The sequence below is a fragment of the Streptomyces sp. NPDC050988 genome, assembly GCF_044456225.1.
Classification (GTDB): domain Bacteria; phylum Actinomycetota; class Actinomycetes; order Streptomycetales; family Streptomycetaceae; genus Streptomyces.
This window is the reverse complement of record NZ_JBITFQ010000034.1, coordinates 61,209-80,840: the sequence shown is the minus strand read 5'-3', so window position 1 is coordinate 80,840 and position 19,632 is coordinate 61,209. Positions and strand designations below refer to the sequence as shown.

The window sequence follows — 19,632 nt, the reverse complement described above, 5'->3', positions numbered from 1 at the left end:
CGTGCAGGAAGTCGAAGTCCCGAGGACAGCTGACGCGTTGGCGCACTTCTTCAGTGACCTCTGAGTCAACACCCCCGCAGAACCCAACGACCGCTGTTGATTGTCTAGAAGGAAGGCCGAGACGAGATGGGACGAGCGTTCTACCGCGCCCAGCGCGGCATCCTGGTGCGCTCCGTGCTGCATGACGGTCTGCCGATCCCTCCAACGCCGGCCGGATTCGACATCACCCCGCGCACTCCCCCGTCCTGGTTCTCCTGGGTACGCGAGACCTGGAGCATTCCGCAGATCGCGGACGCTGTCCGCTACGCCAGCCCGGACCTTGCCCGTGAGATCGACGCCCTCGACGACCGCCTCCTCCGCACCGAGTCCATCGAGCGTCTTGGCCTGGCACTGCTCAGCTACGTCCTGCGCATCAGACACCGGGCCACGCCGTTCGGTCTGTTCGCCGGAGTGGCCGAGGGCCGGTTCGGCCGTACCACCGTCGCGCGATGGGGCCAGTCCCACCACGCGGTGAGCCGGGCCGACGGCCTCTGGATGACGGTGATCGTGCAGCAGCTGGAGGCGATCCCGGAGGTACGCCAGCTGCTGCGGCTGATGGCCAACAACGGCCTGCGGGTCCGCGGGGAGCGGCTGGTGCTTCCCTGGCAGCCCCGCTCTCTGGACGCGGCCGGGACGGCTGTGCGGGAGGTCTCGATCCGGCAGATCCCCGCTGTGCGTACGGCGGTGCAGATGGCGAGCGCCGCCGTGCCCTACAGGGAGGTGGTGGACAAGCTCATCGCCGACCATCCGGACCTCACGGCAAGCGAGGCCGAGGCGCTGCTGGACCTCATGATCTCCCGACGCATGCTCCTGACCAGTCTCCAGCCCGCCGGCACCGAGACCGACCCGCTCGGCTACGTGGTGCGCGAACTCTTCAATTCGGGCGCTGCCCAGGCCGGTCATGCTGCCGAGCTGGCCTGTGCCCTGCGGGAGATCGACGAGGAGATGCGTGCACTTAACCGGCAACAGGCCGCGCCGCCGGACGCCGGACGCAGCCGAACGACATTGGTCACGCGGATGCGGCAGCTCGCCGACCAACCTTCCCCGTTGACCCTGGACGTGCGCCTAGACGCTGACGTGGTCGTGCCCCGGGCGGTGGCGTGGGAGGCGGAGCGCGCCGCTGGCGTCCTGGCCCGGGTCAGCCCCGAGCCCGGGGGGACGCTGGCCTGGGCCCGCTACCGGGAGCGGTTCCGGCAGACGTACGGCGACAGCACGCTGGTCCCACTCCAGGACCTGCTCGACGAACTCGGGTTCCCCGAGGACTTCCACGGCACACGGCGGGCCCCGCAGCCCTCCACCGTGCACCGCGACAAGGTGCTGGTCGCTCTCGCCCAGCAGGCCGTCGCCGACGGCCGGGAGCTCCTCCTCGACGAGGAGACCATCCAAAGGCTCGCCGGAGGCCGGCCTCCCGCAGTTGAAGACGCGCCTGCGCATGTGGAATTGGCCGCCGTGGTGCACGCGGCCAGCGCGCAGGATCTGGAATCGGGCGACTTCGCTGTCGAGGTGCGGCGTGTAGGCCGCGGCTGGGGCCATCTCAGCGGCGGCCGGTTCGCCGCACTGCTCGCCGAACAGAACTCCCCCAGCGATCTCCTGGGGACCCTGGCCAGACGGCCCACCGCCTTCGAGGGCGCCCTGCCCGTGCAGTTGTCCTTCCCCCCACTGTCACTGCGAGCGACGCCCATTACGCGCACCCCGCGTCTGAGCGCCCCACTCATCTCCTTGTCCGAGTACCGCACACCAGACCCGGACGTCATCCCGCTCAGCGATCTCGCGGTGACCCACCACGACGGCCGGCTGCTCTTGGTCTCTCGGTCGCGGGGCCAGGTTCTGGAAGCGGCGATCCCCCACCCGCTCCAGCTCGAATGCCAGACCCCGGCCATCGCCCGGTTCCTCGACGAACTACAGCGCGGGCAGAGCAGCAGGATCATGGGCGACTTCGGGAATCTCGCCGCCTGGGACTGGGGTGCCGCACGGCACCTGGCCGTCCGGCCACGCGTACGCGCTGGGCGCAGCATCCTCAGCCCCGCCACCTGGCGCCTCGCCCACGCCGGACTGCCCGGGCAGGAGGCATCAGCCGCGCAGTGGGAAGACGCCTTCGACGCGCTGCGCGAAAAGTGGCGGCTGCCCGACACGGTGTATCTGGAGTATTTCGATACTCGGCTCCGGCTGGGCCTGGACACGGCCGCCCACCGCGCACTTCTGCGTGCGCAGCTCGAACGGCCCCGGCGGCTCGGCGAGCTGACGCTCGTCGAGGCAGAGCCCGAGAGTGCCTACGGCTGGTGTGGCGGCCGCCCCCACGAACTCGTCGTTCTCCTGGGTTCTGCTGCGGCAACCCGGCCTGCCCCGGCCATCCACGGCGCGCCGACCGCACACCGCGCTGATGTCCACCTTCCCGGTTCCTCGCGCTATCTCTCGGTCCGCCTGTACTGCCAGCCCCACGTCCGGCCCGCCGTGCTGGTCGACCATCTGCCGGTCCTTCTCTACGACCTCGACCACCCCGCATGGTGGATCACCCCGCACGATCAGGAGGACCGGCCACACAGCATGCTCAACCTCCGACTGGACAACGCGGTCGACGCCGCCGGCGCGCTGGGCATCCTTGGCCCCTGGGGCAGCCACCTGGCGGACACCGGGCTCCTGAGCGGATTCGACCTCGTTTCCTACCGGCCGCACACCGGGCTGTGGGGCGAGAACGAGAATCTCATGGCTGCGGAAGACGTCCTGGCAGCCGACTCGGCCGCATTCGCCCACCAGATCACGCACGTCCGCGCCCTCTCCCCGCAGGTGCTGGCGGCGGCCAATCTCGTCGCCATCGCGGCCGGCTTCCACCAGGACACGGAGCGCGGCCTGCAGTGGCTCGCCAACCAGCCCAAGTCGGCCACCGCCGCGCCATTACCTCGGGAACTGGTGCAGCAGGCCCGGACACTGGCCGACCCTGCCGACGGATGGCAGATGCTGCGCGGTACTCCAGGCGGCACTCCCCTCGTCACAGACCGATGGGCACCACGGCATGTCGCTCTGGGCGACTACCGCACCGCTGTCGACCACACCCCGCATTCGGACCCCGACGTGGTCCTGCACGCGTTGTTGACCGCGCACCTCCGTCTCGCCGGACAGAGCCCCGGCGGCACGTCGTGGCGCCTGGCACGCTCCGTCGCCCTGGCCGCCACCCACCTCCACCGCTGACCACCTGCCCGAGCTCAGCGACCAACCACCACACACCGCACCAACATCGAATGGATTCGCCATCTATGTCCGCACCTATCGAGGACTACGCCCTCGTCGGCGACCTCCACACCGCCGCTCTGATCGGCAGGGACGGAGCGGTCGATTGGACATGCCTCCCCCGATTCGACTCCCCCAGTTGCTTCAGCGCACTGCTCGGCGACGAGACCCACGGCTCCTGGCAACTGGGCCCGGCCGGTGACGAGCGGGTACCGGCCACGCACCGCCGCTACTGCGGTGACACTCTGGTGCTGGAGTCGACGTGGGTCACCCCGAACGGCACCCTGCGGGTCACCGACTTCATGCCTCCCTCCCAGGGCGATGCCCACATCCCGCGCATCACGCGCATCGTGGACGCGGTCAGCGGCCGAGTCACCGTACGCTCCCGTCTGCGCCCCCGCTTCGACTACGGCCTCGTCCGCCCCCGGGTGACATCCACCGGAGACCGGACGGCCATCGTCGCCGGCCCTGACGCACTCTGGCTCGACACCCAGGCGGCCACCACCGTGCACGACGGTGTCGTCTGCTCAGACGTCGACCTCTCTGAAGGCGACCGGCTCTCCTTCACCCTCGCTTACGCGGACTCGCACGAAGCTCCCCCGCCCGCCCTCGACCCCGAGGAGGCGTTGACGCACACGCAGACGTACTGGGAGCGGTGGGCGTCCAAGTGCACCTACCGGGGCAAGTATCGCGAGGCCGTGGTCCGTGCGCTGATCACCTTGAAGGCACTCACCTACGCGCCCACTGGCGCCATCGTCGCCGCGCCGACGACCTCTCTTCCCGAGGAGATCGGCGGCAACCGCAACTGGGACTACCGCTACTGCTGGCTGAGAGACGCGGCGATCACGCTCTCCACACTGCTGCGCAGCGGCTACCAGCAGGAGGCACGGGACTGGGCGGCCTGGCTGCTGCGCGCCGTCGCCGGGGATCCGGCCAAGTTGCAGATCATGTACAGCATCACCGGCAATCGGCGCTTGTCCGAGGCCGAGCTGCCGCATCTGCCCGGCTACGAGGACTCCCTTCCCGTGCGCGTCGGCAACGGTGCGGCCACCCAGCTCCAGCTCGACGTCCACGGAGAGGTCATCGAGACACTCCATAGGGCCCGCCGGGCCGGCCTGGGCGTCGGTGAGACGGCCGCCGATCTCCAGATCGCCTTCGTCGAATGGCTCGAACACCACTGGCATGAGCCGGACGAGGGGATCTGGGAGGTCCGCGGACCGCGCCGCCAGTTCGTCCACTCGAAAGTGATGGCCTGGGTCGCGGTAGACCGCACCATCCGGCTGATCGAATCGGGAGCGGCCGACGGCCCGCTGGAACGCTGGCGCGAACTGCGCGACACCATCCACCGGGAGGTATGTGAGAAGGGCTACGACAAGAAGCGCAACACGTTCACACAGTCGTACGGCTCGAAGGAACTGGACGCCGCCCTGCTGCTGATCCCGCACATGGGCTTCCTCCCGCCGGACGATAAGCGGGTAATCAGCACGATTGAGGCGGTCCAGCGGGAGCTGTTGACGCCGGACGGCTTCGTCCTGCGCTACCGGACCGCGGGCGAGGAAACGGGCGTCGACGGCTTGAAGGGTGACGAGGGGGCTTTCCTGGCGTGCTCGTTCTGGCTCGCCGACGATCTGGCGATGATCGGACGGACTGATGAGGCCCGCGAGCTGTTCGAGAGGCTGCTCGCGCTCCGCAACGATCTCGGTCTCCTCGCGGAGGAATGGGATCCGCTCCGTCAGCGCCAGGTGGGCAACTACCCACAGGCGTTCAGCCTCCTCGCCCTGGTCGATACCGCCAACGTCCTGACGGACGAGTCCGCCGAGGAGCATGCCGCCATCAGTGCTCGCCCATCGACCTCGCTGGCCGCCCCCACCCCCCAGGAAGCCCTGTGACCACCCTACTCACGACCCCCACTGCGAGTGCCGCCGAGCGCCGTGGCACGCTCCACACCGTCGGAAGGTCGCTCCGGCCGACACTGACGGGATCCGGCCGGCCTGCCAGCCACGCCGCCCGCTTACGTGCCATACGAGAGGCTGACGTCGACCGGGCACTGGAGCGTCTCGCTGCTACCGGCACGACCGTATGCGTCGGGCAGTACACCCTGATCGAGCCGGACCAGGACCCCGCCTGCCGACTGACCCAGACCCAGAACGTCGTTGGCCGACGGAGGTGGGAGGCGAGAGCCACCACCTGGGACAGCACCGGCATGACCGACCCCGCGCTGCGCCCCCAGCTATCCCGCCTGTTCACCGCCATCTGCGACGGCGAGATCCACGGCATCGTTGCGGCGTCCCGGACCGACATCAGCACATTCGACGAGGTCTACGAAAGCACCCTGGCCTCTATCCGGGCACGCGGCGGCTTCCTCACGCTGGCACGCAGCGAGACCTCCTTCTGACAGCCGCCTCACGGAGTCACCATGAGCACCCCACACTGCACGCGCCCGGCCAAACCAGAGGCCTCCTCCGTGCGAGCCTTCGCCCTTCCTCGTGAGGTACACAAATGTGCCGTCGGCTGGGCTCCGTGCGGCAGATGTACCGCGCCGTCAGTCTGTCAGGCGGCGCAGTACGTTCGTGAGTTCCTCGTGGACCTGGTTCCAGGGGAACGTCTTCGCCCCGGGCCGCCCCGATGCAGGAGCGGGCAGGCTGTCGTAGTCCAGGACGAAGGAAACGCCTTCGCTGCGAAGGCTCTCGACGCTGTTACGGAAGGGGAGTCGCTGCGCCAGCACCCTGTTGGGCCAGGGAACGGCGGTGATCGGCTTGCCGAATCCGATGGCTTCGTTGAGGAGACCGAGCGCCAGAGTGTCCGAGATGCCGGTGGCCAGTTTGTTGATGGTGTTGAAGGTGGCTGGGGCAATCAGGAAGGCGTCCGGCGACGGCAGGACATCGGGGTCATCCGGTTGCTTGTAGTCATACCGGACCGGATGGCCGGTCAGTTGGCGAAGCCCTGGAACGTCGAGAAACTCGAGCCCCTTGGGCGTTGCGATAACGCAGACGTCCCAACCCTCGCCCTGGGCCCACTTCACCAGAGCGGGAAGGTCTTCGGCCGGGTACCCGCCGCACGCCACGACGTACAGCACGAGTTGCTTGGCCTCTGCGGAACCCACGTAGCCTTCTCCGCTCTCGTCGGAACAACGGTTGACCCCGGCTCACCGCTTCGCAATCGCCTTCGCGCGGTGGCGCCGGGCCCTGATTCTGCCACGGGGGTGACGCTGTATGCCGGAGTCTGCGGGTGACGATCTCGCTGTGCTGGTAGGCAGCAGAGTGAGGTGGCACCGACGCCGACGTGGTCTGTCGCTGCAAGAGCTGGCTCAACTGGTGGGGCACACCAAACGGTGGATGAGCTTGCTCGAACAGGAGGGACGCGGGGCTTTGCGTCTGGACACCCTGATCGACCTTGCCCGGGTGCTACGTATCGATGACCTCAGCTCGCTGGTGGGGCGGAGGTTCACGGCTACTGGGTTGGAGATGCCCGAACATCCCGCAGTCCCGGAGGTGCGCAAGGTACTGACGCACACGCTGCTGGCGGCATCTCCGGAAGTAGCACCTTGTTCGACGGAACGTCTGGAAGGCCGAGTCCGACACGCGTGGGATGCGTGGCATGTTTCGCGCACGCAGAACACGCAACTCGGCTTGCTGCTCCCAGGCCTGCTGCGGGATACCACCGCGCTGACTCGGGCCACCTCGGCCTCGGGTGTCCAGCGTCGCGCAGCCTACGAGATTGCGACAAGCGTCTACCTTCTCGGCCAGCGATTTGCTTACGGAGTACGGGCAATGCAACTAGCGGCTCAATTCACAGAAAGAGCACTATTGGCTGCTGATGCCTCCGAGAACCCGTACCTCATGGCCCTTGCGGGATGGGGCTCAGCAATGACTTCTCTGACGGCTCAGCAGCCACAGGAAGCAGAAGAGACCGCCCTCGCTGCGCTTCGCCATGTCGCGCGTCCGGCCTCGGTCGAGGAGCAGTCGTTGCATGGAGCTCTGCTGCTGTTTGCTGCCATGGGTGCTGCCAGCGACCGTCGAGCAGGTGATGCCTGGCGCCACTGGGAAGCGGCAAAGCAGGCTGCAGCGAGCCTCGGTGGGCATGTAGGCGTGGAGACCATGTTCAGCGCGACCAATGTCGGGATTTACGCCGTAGCAGTGAACGTAGAGTGCGGTAGGAGTTCTGCCGCTGTCGCGAGTGCTGCTCAGTTGGATCCGAAGCGGATGCCGTCAACAAACCGGCGAGCCCAGCACTTCATTGACCTCGCACGTAGTCACCACCAGGCAGGAGATCGTGACTCTGCCCGCGGGGCTCTCCTGGAGTCGGCAAGAGCCTCTGCAGAAACGATCGCCTTCAATCCAGACGGACGGCGGCTCGTGGCGGAAATGGTCCGACAGACCCACACGTTGGATGACGAATTCGCTGGTCTGGCGGAGCGACTCGGTCTGCAGTAGCCAGCATCGCGAATCCTCGGTCTCCCGTATCTCCCTTGTCAGCCAGGACCAGGATGCCGCGGGCCCACCAGTTGGCAGGCTTTCGTTGCACAGCTTCCGCCTCCACCGCGCTCGTGCGCCCAGGCTGTTCGTGCCGGGTGTCACGGTCGGTCTCATCCCTGCGGGACCTCTCGAGGAACCAAGGAAGTGCTGTCGGCCGGTGGATGCTCGGACGCTCGGCAGGATGTCATGGCCGCTGGCCAGCCATCAGGCTCGAAAACGAGGTGGAACAGTTTGTTCCACCCTTCTCCGTAGCGGCTTCTACGGTTATCACACGTGCCCCGGGCGTTGCACTCGGCGGCGTGTGCGGCCATGTAGCCACCATCCGGCTTCGCTTCTGAGCAGAGGAATGCATGAACGAGGGTCTGCACCACCTCGATGTCGCCTTCCTCGCGCCGGGTGACCGGTACCTCCTGGGCTGGCAACAAGCAGGGCAGGCTGATGATCACCTACCAGGTGTTCAAACCACAGCGCCAGTTCAGCGTCAGACCAGGCCGGCCCATGTTCGCCACGCAAGAGCACAGAGCACTCCGACCTTTCCACCGTTCACCTATAGCCGCCGGGTCTTCGGACGTCCGGCACCCCCCGGTGACCCTGGCATCACCGCTTGACGTCCGAAGACCCGGCTCACTCCCCCGAGGACCCTCGCCCGTGACTGCGATCTCCGAAGCCTCCGCTGTGGTGCTCGGCGCGACGACTGCCGTCGGCGCCGTCGCTACGGTGTTCCTGGCGCGCTCGCGCGCCACCCTTGCCGCGCGTGCAAAGGCACAGGCGGCCCGCGCCACGAGTGCAGAGGACCGCGAGAGGGTATTCGCGGACGAGCTCCGGCATCTCGTCACGGCACGGCTTCCCGCCTACGCCCAGCATTTGGTCAGTTCTCACCATCCCGTCCCGGGGCTGCTCTCTGCACACCTCGCCGGTACGGAGAACGGCCAGCTCTTCGAAGCAGTGCTCGGCCGGTTCTCCGAGACCGTCCTGACGCAGCGACGCCGCATTGACAACGCTGCCTGGGCAGCGGTGCGCGGAACGTCTTCGCAGACCCAGTCCGTCGCGAACCGGATGCAGGACCTCATCGACGAGCTGCAGCGCAAGCACGACAACCCTGAGCTGCTGGACACGTTCATCGGTATCGACGAGCTCAACGAGCAGATACTCCGCCAGCTACAGAAGGCCGCGATCGCCAGCGGGTCGTGGCCCGGCCATGTGCGTGAGGACACGCAACTGCCCGATATCGTTACCGGAGCCCGATCCCGTCTCCATGGCTACGCGCGCATCAAGGTCAACAATCATCTGCGAGCGGCGAACATCGGTGTCGTCGGACGGGCCGCAGAGCCCATTGCAGTGGCCTGTGCCGAGCTGATGGCCAACGCCCTTGAGAACTCCAGTGACGACCTTCCGGTAGACGTCACCCTGATGCCGACGGACAACGGATCGGTCAGCATCGTGATCAACGATGCGGGTACGGGCATGACCGCGGACGAGCGAGCCCGTGGCATGAGCCTGATGTCCGGAGAAAAATCACAGGTTCTGCTTCTGTCCGAGCTCGGAGATCCACCCGCTTACGGGTTTGTCGCGATTGGCCGGCTCGTTGCCGACTACGGATTTCAGGTCTCCATCGGCCTGCCATCCCCCTACAACGGCGTGCAGGCGGTGCTGTCCATACCCGCGAACCTGCTGGTCACCATGGACGAGGCCAAACAGCCCGTCTCGGCCATGGCCCCCTTGCCCGCTCCTCCGCCTCCGCCACGGAGCCAGAGGCGTCCCTCTCCGGAGAGCTCGCCTGCTGCCGCGGACGGCTCCGACCTGCCTCAGCGCCGCCCGAGACGTCTCACGGAGCCTTCAGAGCGTCGGGGCCCGCAGGGACCCGAAGCGCCCCTCACTCCCCAAGCCGAATCTCCTGATCCTGAGGAGGCGGGGGAGCTGTGGAGTGCCTTCGAGCACGGGTTCAACGCCGCAACCACCGACTCCGACACCAAGGACGCCACGTGACCGAGACCGCCTCCAGCCAGCACAGTCCCACGAGCGGGGACGACCTGTCCTGGGTCCTGAAGCCCATCGCCGACACCGCCAGGGTGCGGCACGCTGTGATCGCGTCCAGCGACGGCATGCTGGTGGCGAAATCCGAAAGCCTCGACCGTGACACGGCCGAGGGGATCGCCGCGATGAGCTGCTCGGGGATCAGTGCCATCCGGACCACCGCCGACCAGGCGTTGGATGCTTCGAGCCCCATCGAGACCGTCACCACTGTCTCCAAGGAAGGCATCGTCATCATCATGCCGGCCGCCAACAACACCTTCCTCGTGGTGGCCGGAGAACGGGACATGGCGATGGGAACTGTAGCGAGCACGGTTGCGCTGCAAGCGCGCAAGCTCGGCGAGAAGCGCATGTCGGTGCCTGCCCGCGACACCGGCGACACTCCGTCATGACCGGCGGCCAGGTGCGGCGTCGGATGGTCCCGAGCTACCTGGCAACCGGCGGCTGCGGGATCCCCACCCGCAACACTCTCCAGGGGCTGACCGCCCTCTGTGCCACCGGTGTTCCTCCGGGCCCCGATCACCAACCGGGGCACCAGCGCATCCTCGCCCTGCTCGGGCAGAACTCCCTGACCGTGGCCGAGACAGCCGCCTACCTGGACATCCCGGTCGGTGTGTGCAAGGTGCTGGCCTCCGAGCTCATTGACGACGGACAACTGCGCTCCGACGGGTCGAGTCAGGAACGTGGCGGCCAGGCATCGAAGGAGCTCCTGGAAAGGGTTATCAGTGGACTCCACGCTCTCAAGGACTAGTCACCCACCCGTCTTCCTGCCCGATGTCCCCCACGAGCGGAAAAAGATCCTGGTCGCAGGCCCTATCGGGATCGGCAAGACGACGGCGATCCGTGCGGTCTCGGAGATCCCGACCTTGCACACCGACGAGACCATGACCAAAGCCGCGGCCGGAACGGATGACGTGAGCGGCCACGGTCCCCGGGAGAAGTCCACCACCACGGTGGCGATGGACTTCGGGCGCCTCACCCTGGCCCAAGCCGGCGTCATTCTGTACTTGTTCGGCACGCCAGGCCAGGAACGCTTCCGGCCCTTGTGGAACGGCATCGCCGAAGGATCACTTGGAGCCGTGGTGTTGATCGACACCGAGCGGTTGCAGGAGTCCTTCGAGGTCATGGACCGGATCGAGGAACGCGGCCTCAGTTACGTGGCTGCTGTCAACACCTTCCCTCATTCACGGGTCGTCGATCCGGACACCCTGCGTTCCAAACTCGCTCTGGCCGAGACGACCCCTCTCGTCGTCTGCGACGCCCGTGACAAGAATTCCGTCCTGGACGTCCTCATCACCCTCGCCGTCCATCTCATGAACTTCCCCGGAGACGTCCGATCATGACCACGCCGACCCCCGTCGCCGTACCGCTGTACGGGCCCGAGCACGCCGCCGATCCCCAGCGCAGCTGGGACCTTCTGCGCCAGCAGGGGCCCGTCGGCATCGCGGAGATCGATCCCCAGGTCTTGGTCTACGTGGTCACCGACCCCAGAGCAGCCCTCACGCTTCTCCACGACACCGAGACCTGGTCCAAGGACTCCCGGGGCTGGATGCACCATGTGCCACCCAACAGCCCCATCAGGCCCAACGTGGAATGGCGGCACAGCCTCTTCTTCACCGACGGCGACGAGCATGACCGCCTTCGCCGGGTCATCACCGACAGCCTGACGCTCCTCGACCCACGCCACGTCCGCGACGTCACCCTGCGCTTCGCCGACATGCTGCTCCAGCGTTTCGCCCACACCGGCGAAGCCGACCTCGTCGGCCAGTACGCGCAGCAACTGCCGCCTCTGATCCTGAATGCCCTGTTCGGCGAGCTCGACGAGCAGGGCCCCCAACTCCATTCGATCCTCGCGGCGTTGATGAGTACCGACCTGACGGTCAAGGCCGAGGGCGAGAAGACACTGGCCACATACCTGGGCACACTCATCGGCTCGAAGTTCGCCCAGCGCGGCCCGGACCTGACCTCGTGGTTCATCGACCACCCCAACCGACTCTCACCGGAGAACGTCGGGGAACAGGTCGTGATCACCGCCGGCGCCGCGTACCCCACCCTGACCGGGCTGATCGCCAACGCGCTGGAACGGCATCTGTCCGACAGGCGCTACCGGGGCACCCTGACCACGGGCACCCTCACCATCGAGGCCGCCATCGACGAGGTCCTCTGGAATGACCCGCCGCTGGCCATGTACAGCCTCCACTTTCCTCGTGTGGACGTCCCCGACCTCCACGGCACCTTCATCCCCGCCTGGTCTCCTGTCATGGTCTCGTACGCCGCCGCCAACACCTGCCCGCACAACAAGACTGGTGACGGCCACCGCTCCGGTATGAAGGCCCACCTCGCTTTCGCCGCCGGCCCTCATGCCTGCCCCGCCCGCAGGCTTGCCCTGCTCGTGGCCGCCACGGCGATCGAGCGGATCGTCTCGTACCTGCCCGACATCGAACTCGCGGTCCCCCACGAACAGCTGACGTATCACCCCAGCCCCTTCTACCGCCTTCTCACCGCCCTGCCCTGCCGCTTCACTCCCCTCGCGCCGGACACCCCCGGCGCGACGCCGTGGGTCCGAGCCACGAAAGCTGACCGCGCCACGGCCACAGTGCCGCTCCAGCCCGCTGGCCGGCCACCCGCTTCCGCCTGACCGCTGCGCGGACGTACCCGTACGCAGCACACCACCCGCTTTACGGCCCCACCACCAGCAAACAAGTCCGGCCCGCGACGCCGCCCGGCGCTCCGGAGGCTCCTAGCCCTGTCCGCCCTCGAGGAGAAGGAATCCGCCCATGACGGTCCTTGACCACAAGGGGGTAAGACCGCTGATGACACATGCTCCCGCTGCCGACACACCGGACCTCTCTGCGGTGCGCCTCAACGTCGACGCACTCCTCAACGAGTTCCTCGACCGCAAGGCCCAGGTCGCGCCCGGATCCGAGATGACTCCGCTGTTCAGCGCGCTGCGCCGTCTCCTGGACAGCGGCAAGCGGCTGCGCCCGCAGCTGTGCGTCGCGGGATGGCACGCCGGCGGCGGTCAGGGGGACCGGAGTGCGGTCCTCCACGTGGCCGCCGCCCTGGAACTGTTCCAGGCGTTCGCCCTGATACACGACGACGTCATGGACGCCAGCGACCTGCGCCGTGGACGCCCCACCGCCCATCGCGCGCTCGCCGCCGCGTACATCGACGGCGGCGGCCGACGCGGCCGCGCCGAGGGTCACGGCGTGAACGCTGCCATCCTGCTCGGCGACCTCACCCTGGTGTGGTCGGACGACCTCCTCCACAGCGCAGGCCTGCGTCCGAAGGCCCTGCTGCGGATCCTGCCGCTGGTGGACACCATGCGCAGCGAGCTGGTCTACGGGCAGTACCTGGACCTGCTGTCGACCGACCGCCTGTCCGACGACGTCGAGGCCGCACTGCGGGTGGTGCGCTACAAGACCGCGAAATACACGGTGGAATGGCCGCTGCGCATCGGCGCGGTTCTAGCCGGCGCCGCTCCGGACGCCCTGGACGCGTGCAGCGCCTTCGCGCTTCCGCTGGGCGAAGCGTTTCAGCTGCGCGACGACCTCCTGGGCGTGTTCGGCGACCCCGCCGAGACCGGCAAGCCGGTCGGGGACGACATACGCGAGGGCAAGTCCACCGTGCTGATGGCGCTCGCGCTGCAGGGCGCCCCCGCCGCCGACAAGCAACTGCTGCGCACCATGGTAGGCAGCCCCGACCTGACGGACGACGACATCGCTCGTGTCCGGGGTGTCCTGGAAGGAACAGGTGCCCGGCAGCACGTCGAGAAAATGATCAGTGCCCGGCGGGATGCCGCCCTTGCGGTGCTGGACCAGGCCCCTTTCCCTACCGCCGCCTCCGCGGCACTGCGTGAGATCGCGGAGATAGCCACGGTGAGGCAGTCATGACGAGCGCCGAAAACCACCCCCGCGCCGGCTTGCCGCAGGGTCCGCCGCAGACGTACACCTCCCAGGCCGCAGGCCTCGTGGCGGACATCGACTCTGACCCGTGGGGCAGCGTTCGTGCATCGCTGTATGAGACGGCCAGCGTGCTCTCCTCAGCGCCGTGGCTGTCCGGCCACGAGCGCCGGCTCGCCTGGGTGCTGGAACAGCAGGCTGCCGACGGCAGTTGGGGGGACGGGCCCGCGCCGTACCGGCTGCTGCCAACACTCAGCGCGGTCGAAGCACTCCTTGCCACACTGCGCCACGACGCCGCCTCCGGGGAAGGGCGCAAGCGGCCCGCGGCGGCCGCAGCAGCCGCAGGAGGTCTTGGGGCGCTGGGCACTCTGTCGCTCGTCGGACCGTGGCCGGACACGGCAGCCATCGAAATCCTCGTTCCCAGTCTGGTCACCCAGATCAACGAGCACCTCGACCATCCCGTGATCAGCACACTGGACCGGCTCGGCCCTTGGACCCGCGGACCGCGTCTGACGGTGCCGCAGGGATTCCAGGAGCAGCTGCCTGAGCAGATCGCCCGGCGGTGCCGGGCGGCCGGCGACGTCCCCGCGAAGCTTCACCACACCTACGAGGGCATCTCACGCCACCTTTCACCCGCCGAAGTACACCTGCCGGGCGGGCTGCTGGGCAGTTCACCGGCCGCGACCGCCGCGCGGGCCGCCAGCTCGCCAGCCCAGCAGGATGAGACGATCACGGCGCTGACCGAAGTGGCCCGCCGCTACGGCGGTCTCTTCCCCGAGGCTGCTCCGGCCGCCACCTTCGAGCGCCTGTGGGTCGCCGCTGCCCTGGCCGGTCCCGGTCTGCCCGACGCGTGCCTGGCCACCGTGCGCGGCTGGGCCGCCGAAATCTACGATCCCGCGGGCGTGCGCGGCGCTCCCGGCCTCCTGCCTGACGCCGACGACACCGCCGTGGCGGTCCTGGTTGCCGCCCTCGTCGGCCAACCTCGTGACCCCGCTCCCCTGGCCGTCTTCGACGCCGGAACCCGCTACGACTGCTTCGTCGGTGAGGACACCGGATCAACGACCGCGAACGCCCACGCTCTCCAGGCCCTGCACGCCTACCTGACCTGGCAGCCCGCAGCGAGTGCAGTCCACCGGCCGCGAATGGCCGTAGCGCGGGACTTTCTGCTTTACCAGCAGCAGTCTGAAGGCTTCTGGACGGACAAATGGCATGCCTCGCCCTATTACGCTACCCAGCGCTGCGTGACGGCCCTCGCCCAGTACAGGGGTACTCGTGTCGCCGGCGCCCTGCGGGCTGCTGCCGACTGGGTACTGACCCACCAGCGTCACGACGGGTCTTGGGGTGTCTGGGGCGGCACTGCGGAGGAGACGGCCTACGCCGTGAAGATCCTTCTTGCTGTCCCCGCCGTCGTCCGGCAGCCGCACTGCGGCCGAGCCCTGGATCGGGCCGAGAGCGTGCTCCAGGCGGCCAACTGCACGCCGGGCTACCGGCATCCGGCGCTGTGGCACGACAAGACGCTGTACGCGCCCGAGGCGATGGTGCGGGCCGAGGTGATGGCCGCGCTCGAACTGCTGCGCACGCACCATGGCCGTGGTCGTAGCGAAGACCAGCGCGCCGACCCACCGGGCGGGAGGGAACAGAAGCTGTGACTACCGACCTTCATGCCGTACCGATCGCTCCTGGGCGGCTGCCACTCATCGGCCATGCTCTGCCCCTGATGCGGGATCGGCTGGCCTTTCTCCAGAGTCTGCGTGCCTACGGACCGATCGTGCGCATCACGGTCGGCCCGAAAGAAGTAACGGTGGTGAACGCTCCCGACCTGATCCAGGAGATGCTCACGGTTAAGGCCGACGAGTTCACCAAGGGGCTGCTCTTCGAAAAGCTCAAGCTCTTCGGCGAGGACGCCCTGCCGGTCGCGGAGGGAAAGCCGCATCTGGCGCGCCGCCGGATGATGCAGCCCGCCTTCCACCGACAGAAGGTTAGCGGCTACATCGAGACAATGCGGGACACCGTGGCCCCGGCGATCGCCTCCTGGCAGGACGGAGACGTGCTCGACCTCAAGACCGAGATGCAGCTGATGACCCAGAACACGGTCATGTCGGTCCTGTTCTCCACACGCCCCCACCCCGAACCTGCTCACGCGATCCTTCAGAGCGTCGACCGGGTCTTCACCGCCGCGCTCCGACGCGCCCTGCTGCCCGTGCCCCTGCTGGAGCGGCTGCCCACCCGACGCAACCAGCAGGTCACCACCGCCAGTCGCATCCTGCGCACGGCCGTCGAGGCTGTCGTCTCGGAACACCTCGCGAACCCCAACGCCTACGACGACATCGTGTCGCTCCTCCTGGCCGCACAGGACGAGAGCGGCGCGTGCCTGTCCGATGACGAGATCCTGTCCGAGGTCATCGGTTTGCTCGCCGCCGGGTCCGAAACCACTGCGGTCCTGCTGGCCTGGCTGTTTCACGAAGTCGGCCGCCATCCCGACCTCGAAGCACGGCTCCATGAGGAGGTCGACACCGTGCTCGCGGGAGGCCCGATCACCGCCGAGCGTCTCCCCCAACTCGTCTTCACCCGCCAGCTCGTGAGCGAGACGCTCCGCCTGTACAGCCCGGCCTGGCTGGTGACCCGGCAGGCCATCACGTCCGTACAACTCGGGCAGACCAGGCTGCCCGCCGGAACAGACGTGGTCTGGAGTCCCTACACCCTGCACCGCGATCCCGGCCTGTACCCCGATCCGCTGCGCTTCGACCCCGACCGCTGGGGACCACAGCGTCCCCAGCCTCCGAAGGGATCTTTCATCCCCTTCGGGGCCGGCAAACGGCAGTGCATGGGCGACGCGTTCGCCTGGTCCGAAGCAACCATCATCACGGCACTCGTCGCTTCCCGCTGGAGGCTGCGGCCGACTCCAGGCGCCCGTGTAAGGCCCGTCGGGCAGATCACGGTGCACCCATCCACGCTCCGCATGGCCCTCGAAGCCAGGCCCACCGCCGCCACAAGGGAGTCCGCATGACCAACCACCGCGCAACCGCGCAAGACGAGTTGCCGACGCCGGATCTCAGCGGCGCATTCCCCGGGCCATTCCCTGTCAGCCCCCACACGGACCATGTCGAGGCCGGCATCTTGCGCTGGCTCGACAAGTTCCCGCTCCCCGTCGAGCCCACATCTCTCCGCACCCTGTACAACATCACAGGCCAGGGCGTATCACGTGCTGTCCCGACCGCTGACCGGGACAGTCTCATCCTGTTCGCCAACCTGTTCTTGTGGCTCACCGCCTTCGATGACGTCCATGGGGAGGCCGCCGCCCAGCACGACCCCACCGAGCTGAAACTCCATGTGCGAGAACTCTGCGGCATCCTGGCCGACGGGGAGGTCCCCCCTTCGGACAGGCCCTTCGCCGCCGCCCTGGGCGATCTCCTGAAGCGGTTCCGAGCCCGGGCCACGCCTGCGCAGTACCTTCAACTCGCCGAGCGCCTGCGGGCCAACCTCGGCGGAATCGTGTGGGAGGCCCAGCATTTGCCTGCCCCGGAAAGCGTTGCGCTAGACACCTACAGCACTATGCGTCCGGACACCGTGTTCGTCCGGACCGTCATGACCGCGGCACAGATCGTTCTCGGATACGAACTACCCGAGCCGCAGCGCTCCTCCGCTCCCGTCCGCGAACTCGAGACATCCGTATCCAGCCTCGCGGGATGGGTCAACGACCTCGCCTCCTTCAAGCGCGAAGCCCGCCAGCTGGGCAAGAACCCCCTCAGCCTGCCGACTCTGCTCATGACCGAACACGGCGTCGACCTACCGACCGCCTTCGGACTCGCCGCGCGCATGTGCGAAGAGCAGGCCGACATCGCGCGGGCCCGGATGACCGAACTTTCCGCCAGCGGCCTCGCCCCACTCACCTTGCATGCCCAGGCACTGGAGCACATCACGCATTCCTACATCTGGCATATCGACCACGCCCGTTACCGTCCCTGACCACACTCATCCAGAAATTCCCCGATGTCCTCTCCTGTCAGCATCTCTGCTGTCCTCTCCGCTCCTTCCTGCCTGGTCCTGCATGACGGCCGTGCCGGCATGCGCATGGCCCCCTGTCCCTCGCATCGGGTCCCGCTCCCTGTCCCTTCACCCACGCACGGCCGAAGGGACTTACCTTGATGATCGCCACCAGCTCGGACACCACTGTCCGGCACCCGTCCCGAAGGGCTCCCTCAGCCTTTCTCCTCGCCCTCGTGCGGCCGTTACGTCCCGTCAGTCCGCGTCCTGCCGACCCGTCGACCTGGGTGATCCCCACCCTGGCCGACGGCGATCCGGGCCGGGAAGCGTACGCGCTGCTGGGCACGGCCTGGCGCAGCTCTACCGCCTGTGCGGTCGCTACCGGGGGCAGCTTCGACGCCATAGAAACCGAGCAGCCCTACGCGGGCCAAGCCTTGGAGTGTCTGCGCGCCCTCGGTGCAAGCCGCGGCGCGGTGTCAGCCGAGGGCAACCGCTGGACCTTCTTCATCCCGCTCGGCTCCGACCGATTCCCGTGGCCCCCCTCTGTCACGTACATCAGCGGCCCCGCGGTGCGCCTCCCGCCGCGTGCCGCCCGCGGTGCTGGCTTCAGCCTCCGGTGGATCAGCCGCGGCGAGCCAACCGGGAGATTCCTGACCCCGCCCGACGAGCTGATCACTGTCCTCACAGAAATCACCCCCGTCCCTTCGCCCCGGCACCCCTGTGAAGCCCGATCCGGTTCATGACCACCCACGGCCCCGGCCACCACGACGCGCAGCCGCCTGACAGTCCTGAAGGAATGCTTATGCCTGAGATCGACACTTCTGTTCCCCACTCCGCACGCATCTGGAACTACTGGCTCGGCGGCAAGGACAACTACGAAGTCGATCAGCAGGCGGGCGATGCCTACAGCAAGCAAGCCCCTCAAGTCGTGGCCATGGCCCGCGAGTCCCGTAGATACCTGATCCGCGTGGTCACTCATCTCACGCAAGACCTCGGCGTCCGCCAGCTCCTCGACATCGGCACCGGCCTCCCGACCCAAGACAACACCCACGAAGTTGCCCAGCGGATCGCCCCGACCGCCAAGATCGTCTACGTCGACAACGACCCGATCGTCCTTGCCCACGCCGCGGCCCTGCTCTACAGCACGCCCGAGGGCGTCACCAGCTACATCGACGCCGACCTGCACGACCCGGAGAAGATCATCGGCGCGGCCGCCAAGATCCTCGACTTCAACAAGCCCGTCGCCCTGATGCTCATGGGCATCCTCGGCCACATCCAGGACCACGACGAAGCCAAGCGGATCGTCCACCGCCTCCAGGCCGCCCTGCCCACCGGCAGCTACTTCGCGCACTACGACGGCATCGACACAGACCCCGACCTCACCAAGGCCCAACAGGGGTACGACGACACCGGCGCCGTCCCGTACGTGCTGCGCAGTCCCGAGCAACTCTCCGCCTACTACGAGGGATTCGAACTGCTGGAGCCCGGACTGGTCCCCTGCCCCTTGTGGCGCCCGGACCCCGGGGATCTCCCGAGCGCCACGGACATCTACGGAGGCGTCGCATGCAAGCCCTGATGCCTCACCCGGCACCGTATGCCCGCACGCTCGGGCTGTTTACGCGGGCGCACACCATTGCGCAGGGGCTCGACCAGCTGGGCCGCGCGACCCGCGCAGCACTTCCTCCAGAACAACTCCGTGCTCTCACCGGCGATGTCCCTCCTGACATCCGTGTCACGAGGGCCGCTCTCGCCACGCTCGTCAATACCGATGCTCGGTGGCGGGATCTCACGCCCAAGCGCTTCGCACACACGCGTTGCCACTACGGCAGACCTGGCGCCGGTCGCGAGTACTGCCAGCAGGCCGCGCATCTGCACGAGGTGAGCCCTGGGCCGCCGCCGGGCGGGTCCGCACCACGCCCGCAGCCATCTGCAGTTCCACGTGCGCCCTCGGCCCCGCCCCTGCGGAACCGTCCCAA

15 protein-coding genes are annotated in these 19,632 nt (G+C 67.8%); 14 read left to right on the top strand and 1 reads right to left on the bottom strand.

The annotated features are described in order from the left end of the window. Positions 1-126 precede the first annotated feature (126 nt). From ACIBEI_RS41955 to ACIBEI_RS41945, 3 genes are all read left to right on the top strand, one after another. Positions 127-3,225: a lantibiotic dehydratase gene (locus ACIBEI_RS41955; protein ID WP_398896103.1), complete on the top strand. Its 3,099-nt coding sequence runs from the start codon at positions 127-129 to the stop codon at positions 3,223-3,225. 65 nt (positions 3,226-3,290) lie between these two features. Next, complete coding sequence (locus ACIBEI_RS41950) at positions 3,291-5,153, top strand: glycoside hydrolase family 15 protein (protein WP_398896102.1); 1,863 nt, start codon at positions 3,291-3,293, stop codon at positions 5,151-5,153. After that, positions 5,150-5,659: a hypothetical protein gene (locus ACIBEI_RS41945; RefSeq protein WP_398896101.1), complete on the top strand. Its 510-nt coding sequence runs from the start codon at positions 5,150-5,152 to the stop codon at positions 5,657-5,659. Before ACIBEI_RS41950 ends, ACIBEI_RS41945 begins: the two co-directional genes overlap by 4 nt. A 147-nt stretch (positions 5,660-5,806) precedes the next feature. On the opposite strand, the gene ACIBEI_RS41940 is transcribed toward ACIBEI_RS41945, so the two are convergent. Next, on the bottom strand, positions 5,807-6,367 hold the full coding sequence (locus ACIBEI_RS41940) for a flavoprotein (protein ID WP_398896099.1): 561 nt from the start codon (positions 6,365-6,367) through the stop codon (positions 5,807-5,809). Positions 6,368-6,476: 109 nt separating this feature from the next. Between ACIBEI_RS41940 and ACIBEI_RS41935 the strand changes: the two genes are divergently transcribed. The 11 genes from ACIBEI_RS41935 (at position 6,477) to ACIBEI_RS41885 (ending at position 19,232) form a co-directional block, all read left to right on the top strand. Then, positions 6,477-7,697, top strand: a complete 1,221-nt coding sequence (locus ACIBEI_RS41935) for a helix-turn-helix domain-containing protein (protein WP_398896098.1) — start codon at positions 6,477-6,479, stop codon at positions 7,695-7,697. 690 nt (positions 7,698-8,387) lie between these two features. Continuing rightward, positions 8,388-9,725 (top strand): hypothetical protein, encoded by a 1,338-nt coding sequence (locus ACIBEI_RS41930; RefSeq protein ID WP_398896097.1) that lies wholly within the window; start codon positions 8,388-8,390, stop codon positions 9,723-9,725. Next, positions 9,722-10,162 (top strand): roadblock/LC7 domain-containing protein, encoded by a 441-nt coding sequence (locus ACIBEI_RS41925; protein WP_398896096.1) that lies wholly within the window; start codon positions 9,722-9,724, stop codon positions 10,160-10,162. Before ACIBEI_RS41930 ends, ACIBEI_RS41925 begins: the two co-directional genes overlap by 4 nt. Positions 10,163-10,185: 23 nt before the next feature. Next, positions 10,186-10,521: a DUF742 domain-containing protein gene (locus tag ACIBEI_RS41920; RefSeq protein WP_398896095.1), complete on the top strand. Its 336-nt coding sequence runs from the start codon at positions 10,186-10,188 to the stop codon at positions 10,519-10,521. Continuing rightward, entirely contained in the window at positions 10,496-11,113 is a 618-nt protein-coding gene (locus ACIBEI_RS41915) for a GTP-binding protein (protein ID WP_398896094.1), read from the top strand. The genes ACIBEI_RS41920 and ACIBEI_RS41915 overlap by 26 nt, the downstream gene beginning before the upstream one ends. After that, complete coding sequence (locus ACIBEI_RS41910; protein ID WP_398896093.1) at positions 11,110-12,408, top strand: cytochrome P450; 1,299 nt, start codon at positions 11,110-11,112, stop codon at positions 12,406-12,408. The genes ACIBEI_RS41915 and ACIBEI_RS41910 overlap by 4 nt, the downstream gene beginning before the upstream one ends. 139 nt (positions 12,409-12,547) lie before the next feature. Further along, a complete protein-coding gene (locus ACIBEI_RS41905; RefSeq protein ID WP_398896092.1) occupies positions 12,548-13,663 on the top strand; it encodes a polyprenyl synthetase family protein in 1,116 nt (371 codons plus the stop codon). Next, complete coding sequence (locus ACIBEI_RS41900; protein ID WP_398896090.1) at positions 13,660-15,321, top strand: prenyltransferase/squalene oxidase repeat-containing protein; 1,662 nt, start codon at positions 13,660-13,662, stop codon at positions 15,319-15,321. The genes ACIBEI_RS41905 and ACIBEI_RS41900 overlap by 4 nt, the downstream gene beginning before the upstream one ends. Further along, a complete protein-coding gene (locus ACIBEI_RS41895) occupies positions 15,318-16,679 on the top strand; it encodes a cytochrome P450 (protein WP_398896089.1) in 1,362 nt (453 codons plus the stop codon). The genes ACIBEI_RS41900 and ACIBEI_RS41895 overlap by 4 nt, the downstream gene beginning before the upstream one ends. After that, positions 16,676-17,638 (top strand): terpene synthase family protein, encoded by a 963-nt coding sequence (locus tag ACIBEI_RS41890; protein WP_398896088.1) that lies wholly within the window; start codon positions 16,676-16,678, stop codon positions 17,636-17,638. The genes ACIBEI_RS41895 and ACIBEI_RS41890 overlap by 4 nt, the downstream gene beginning before the upstream one ends. Before the next feature lie 814 nt (positions 17,639-18,452). After that, entirely contained in the window at positions 18,453-19,232 is a 780-nt protein-coding gene (locus ACIBEI_RS41885; protein WP_398896087.1) for an SAM-dependent methyltransferase, read from the top strand. The last annotated feature ends 400 nt before the right edge of the window (positions 19,233-19,632 follow it).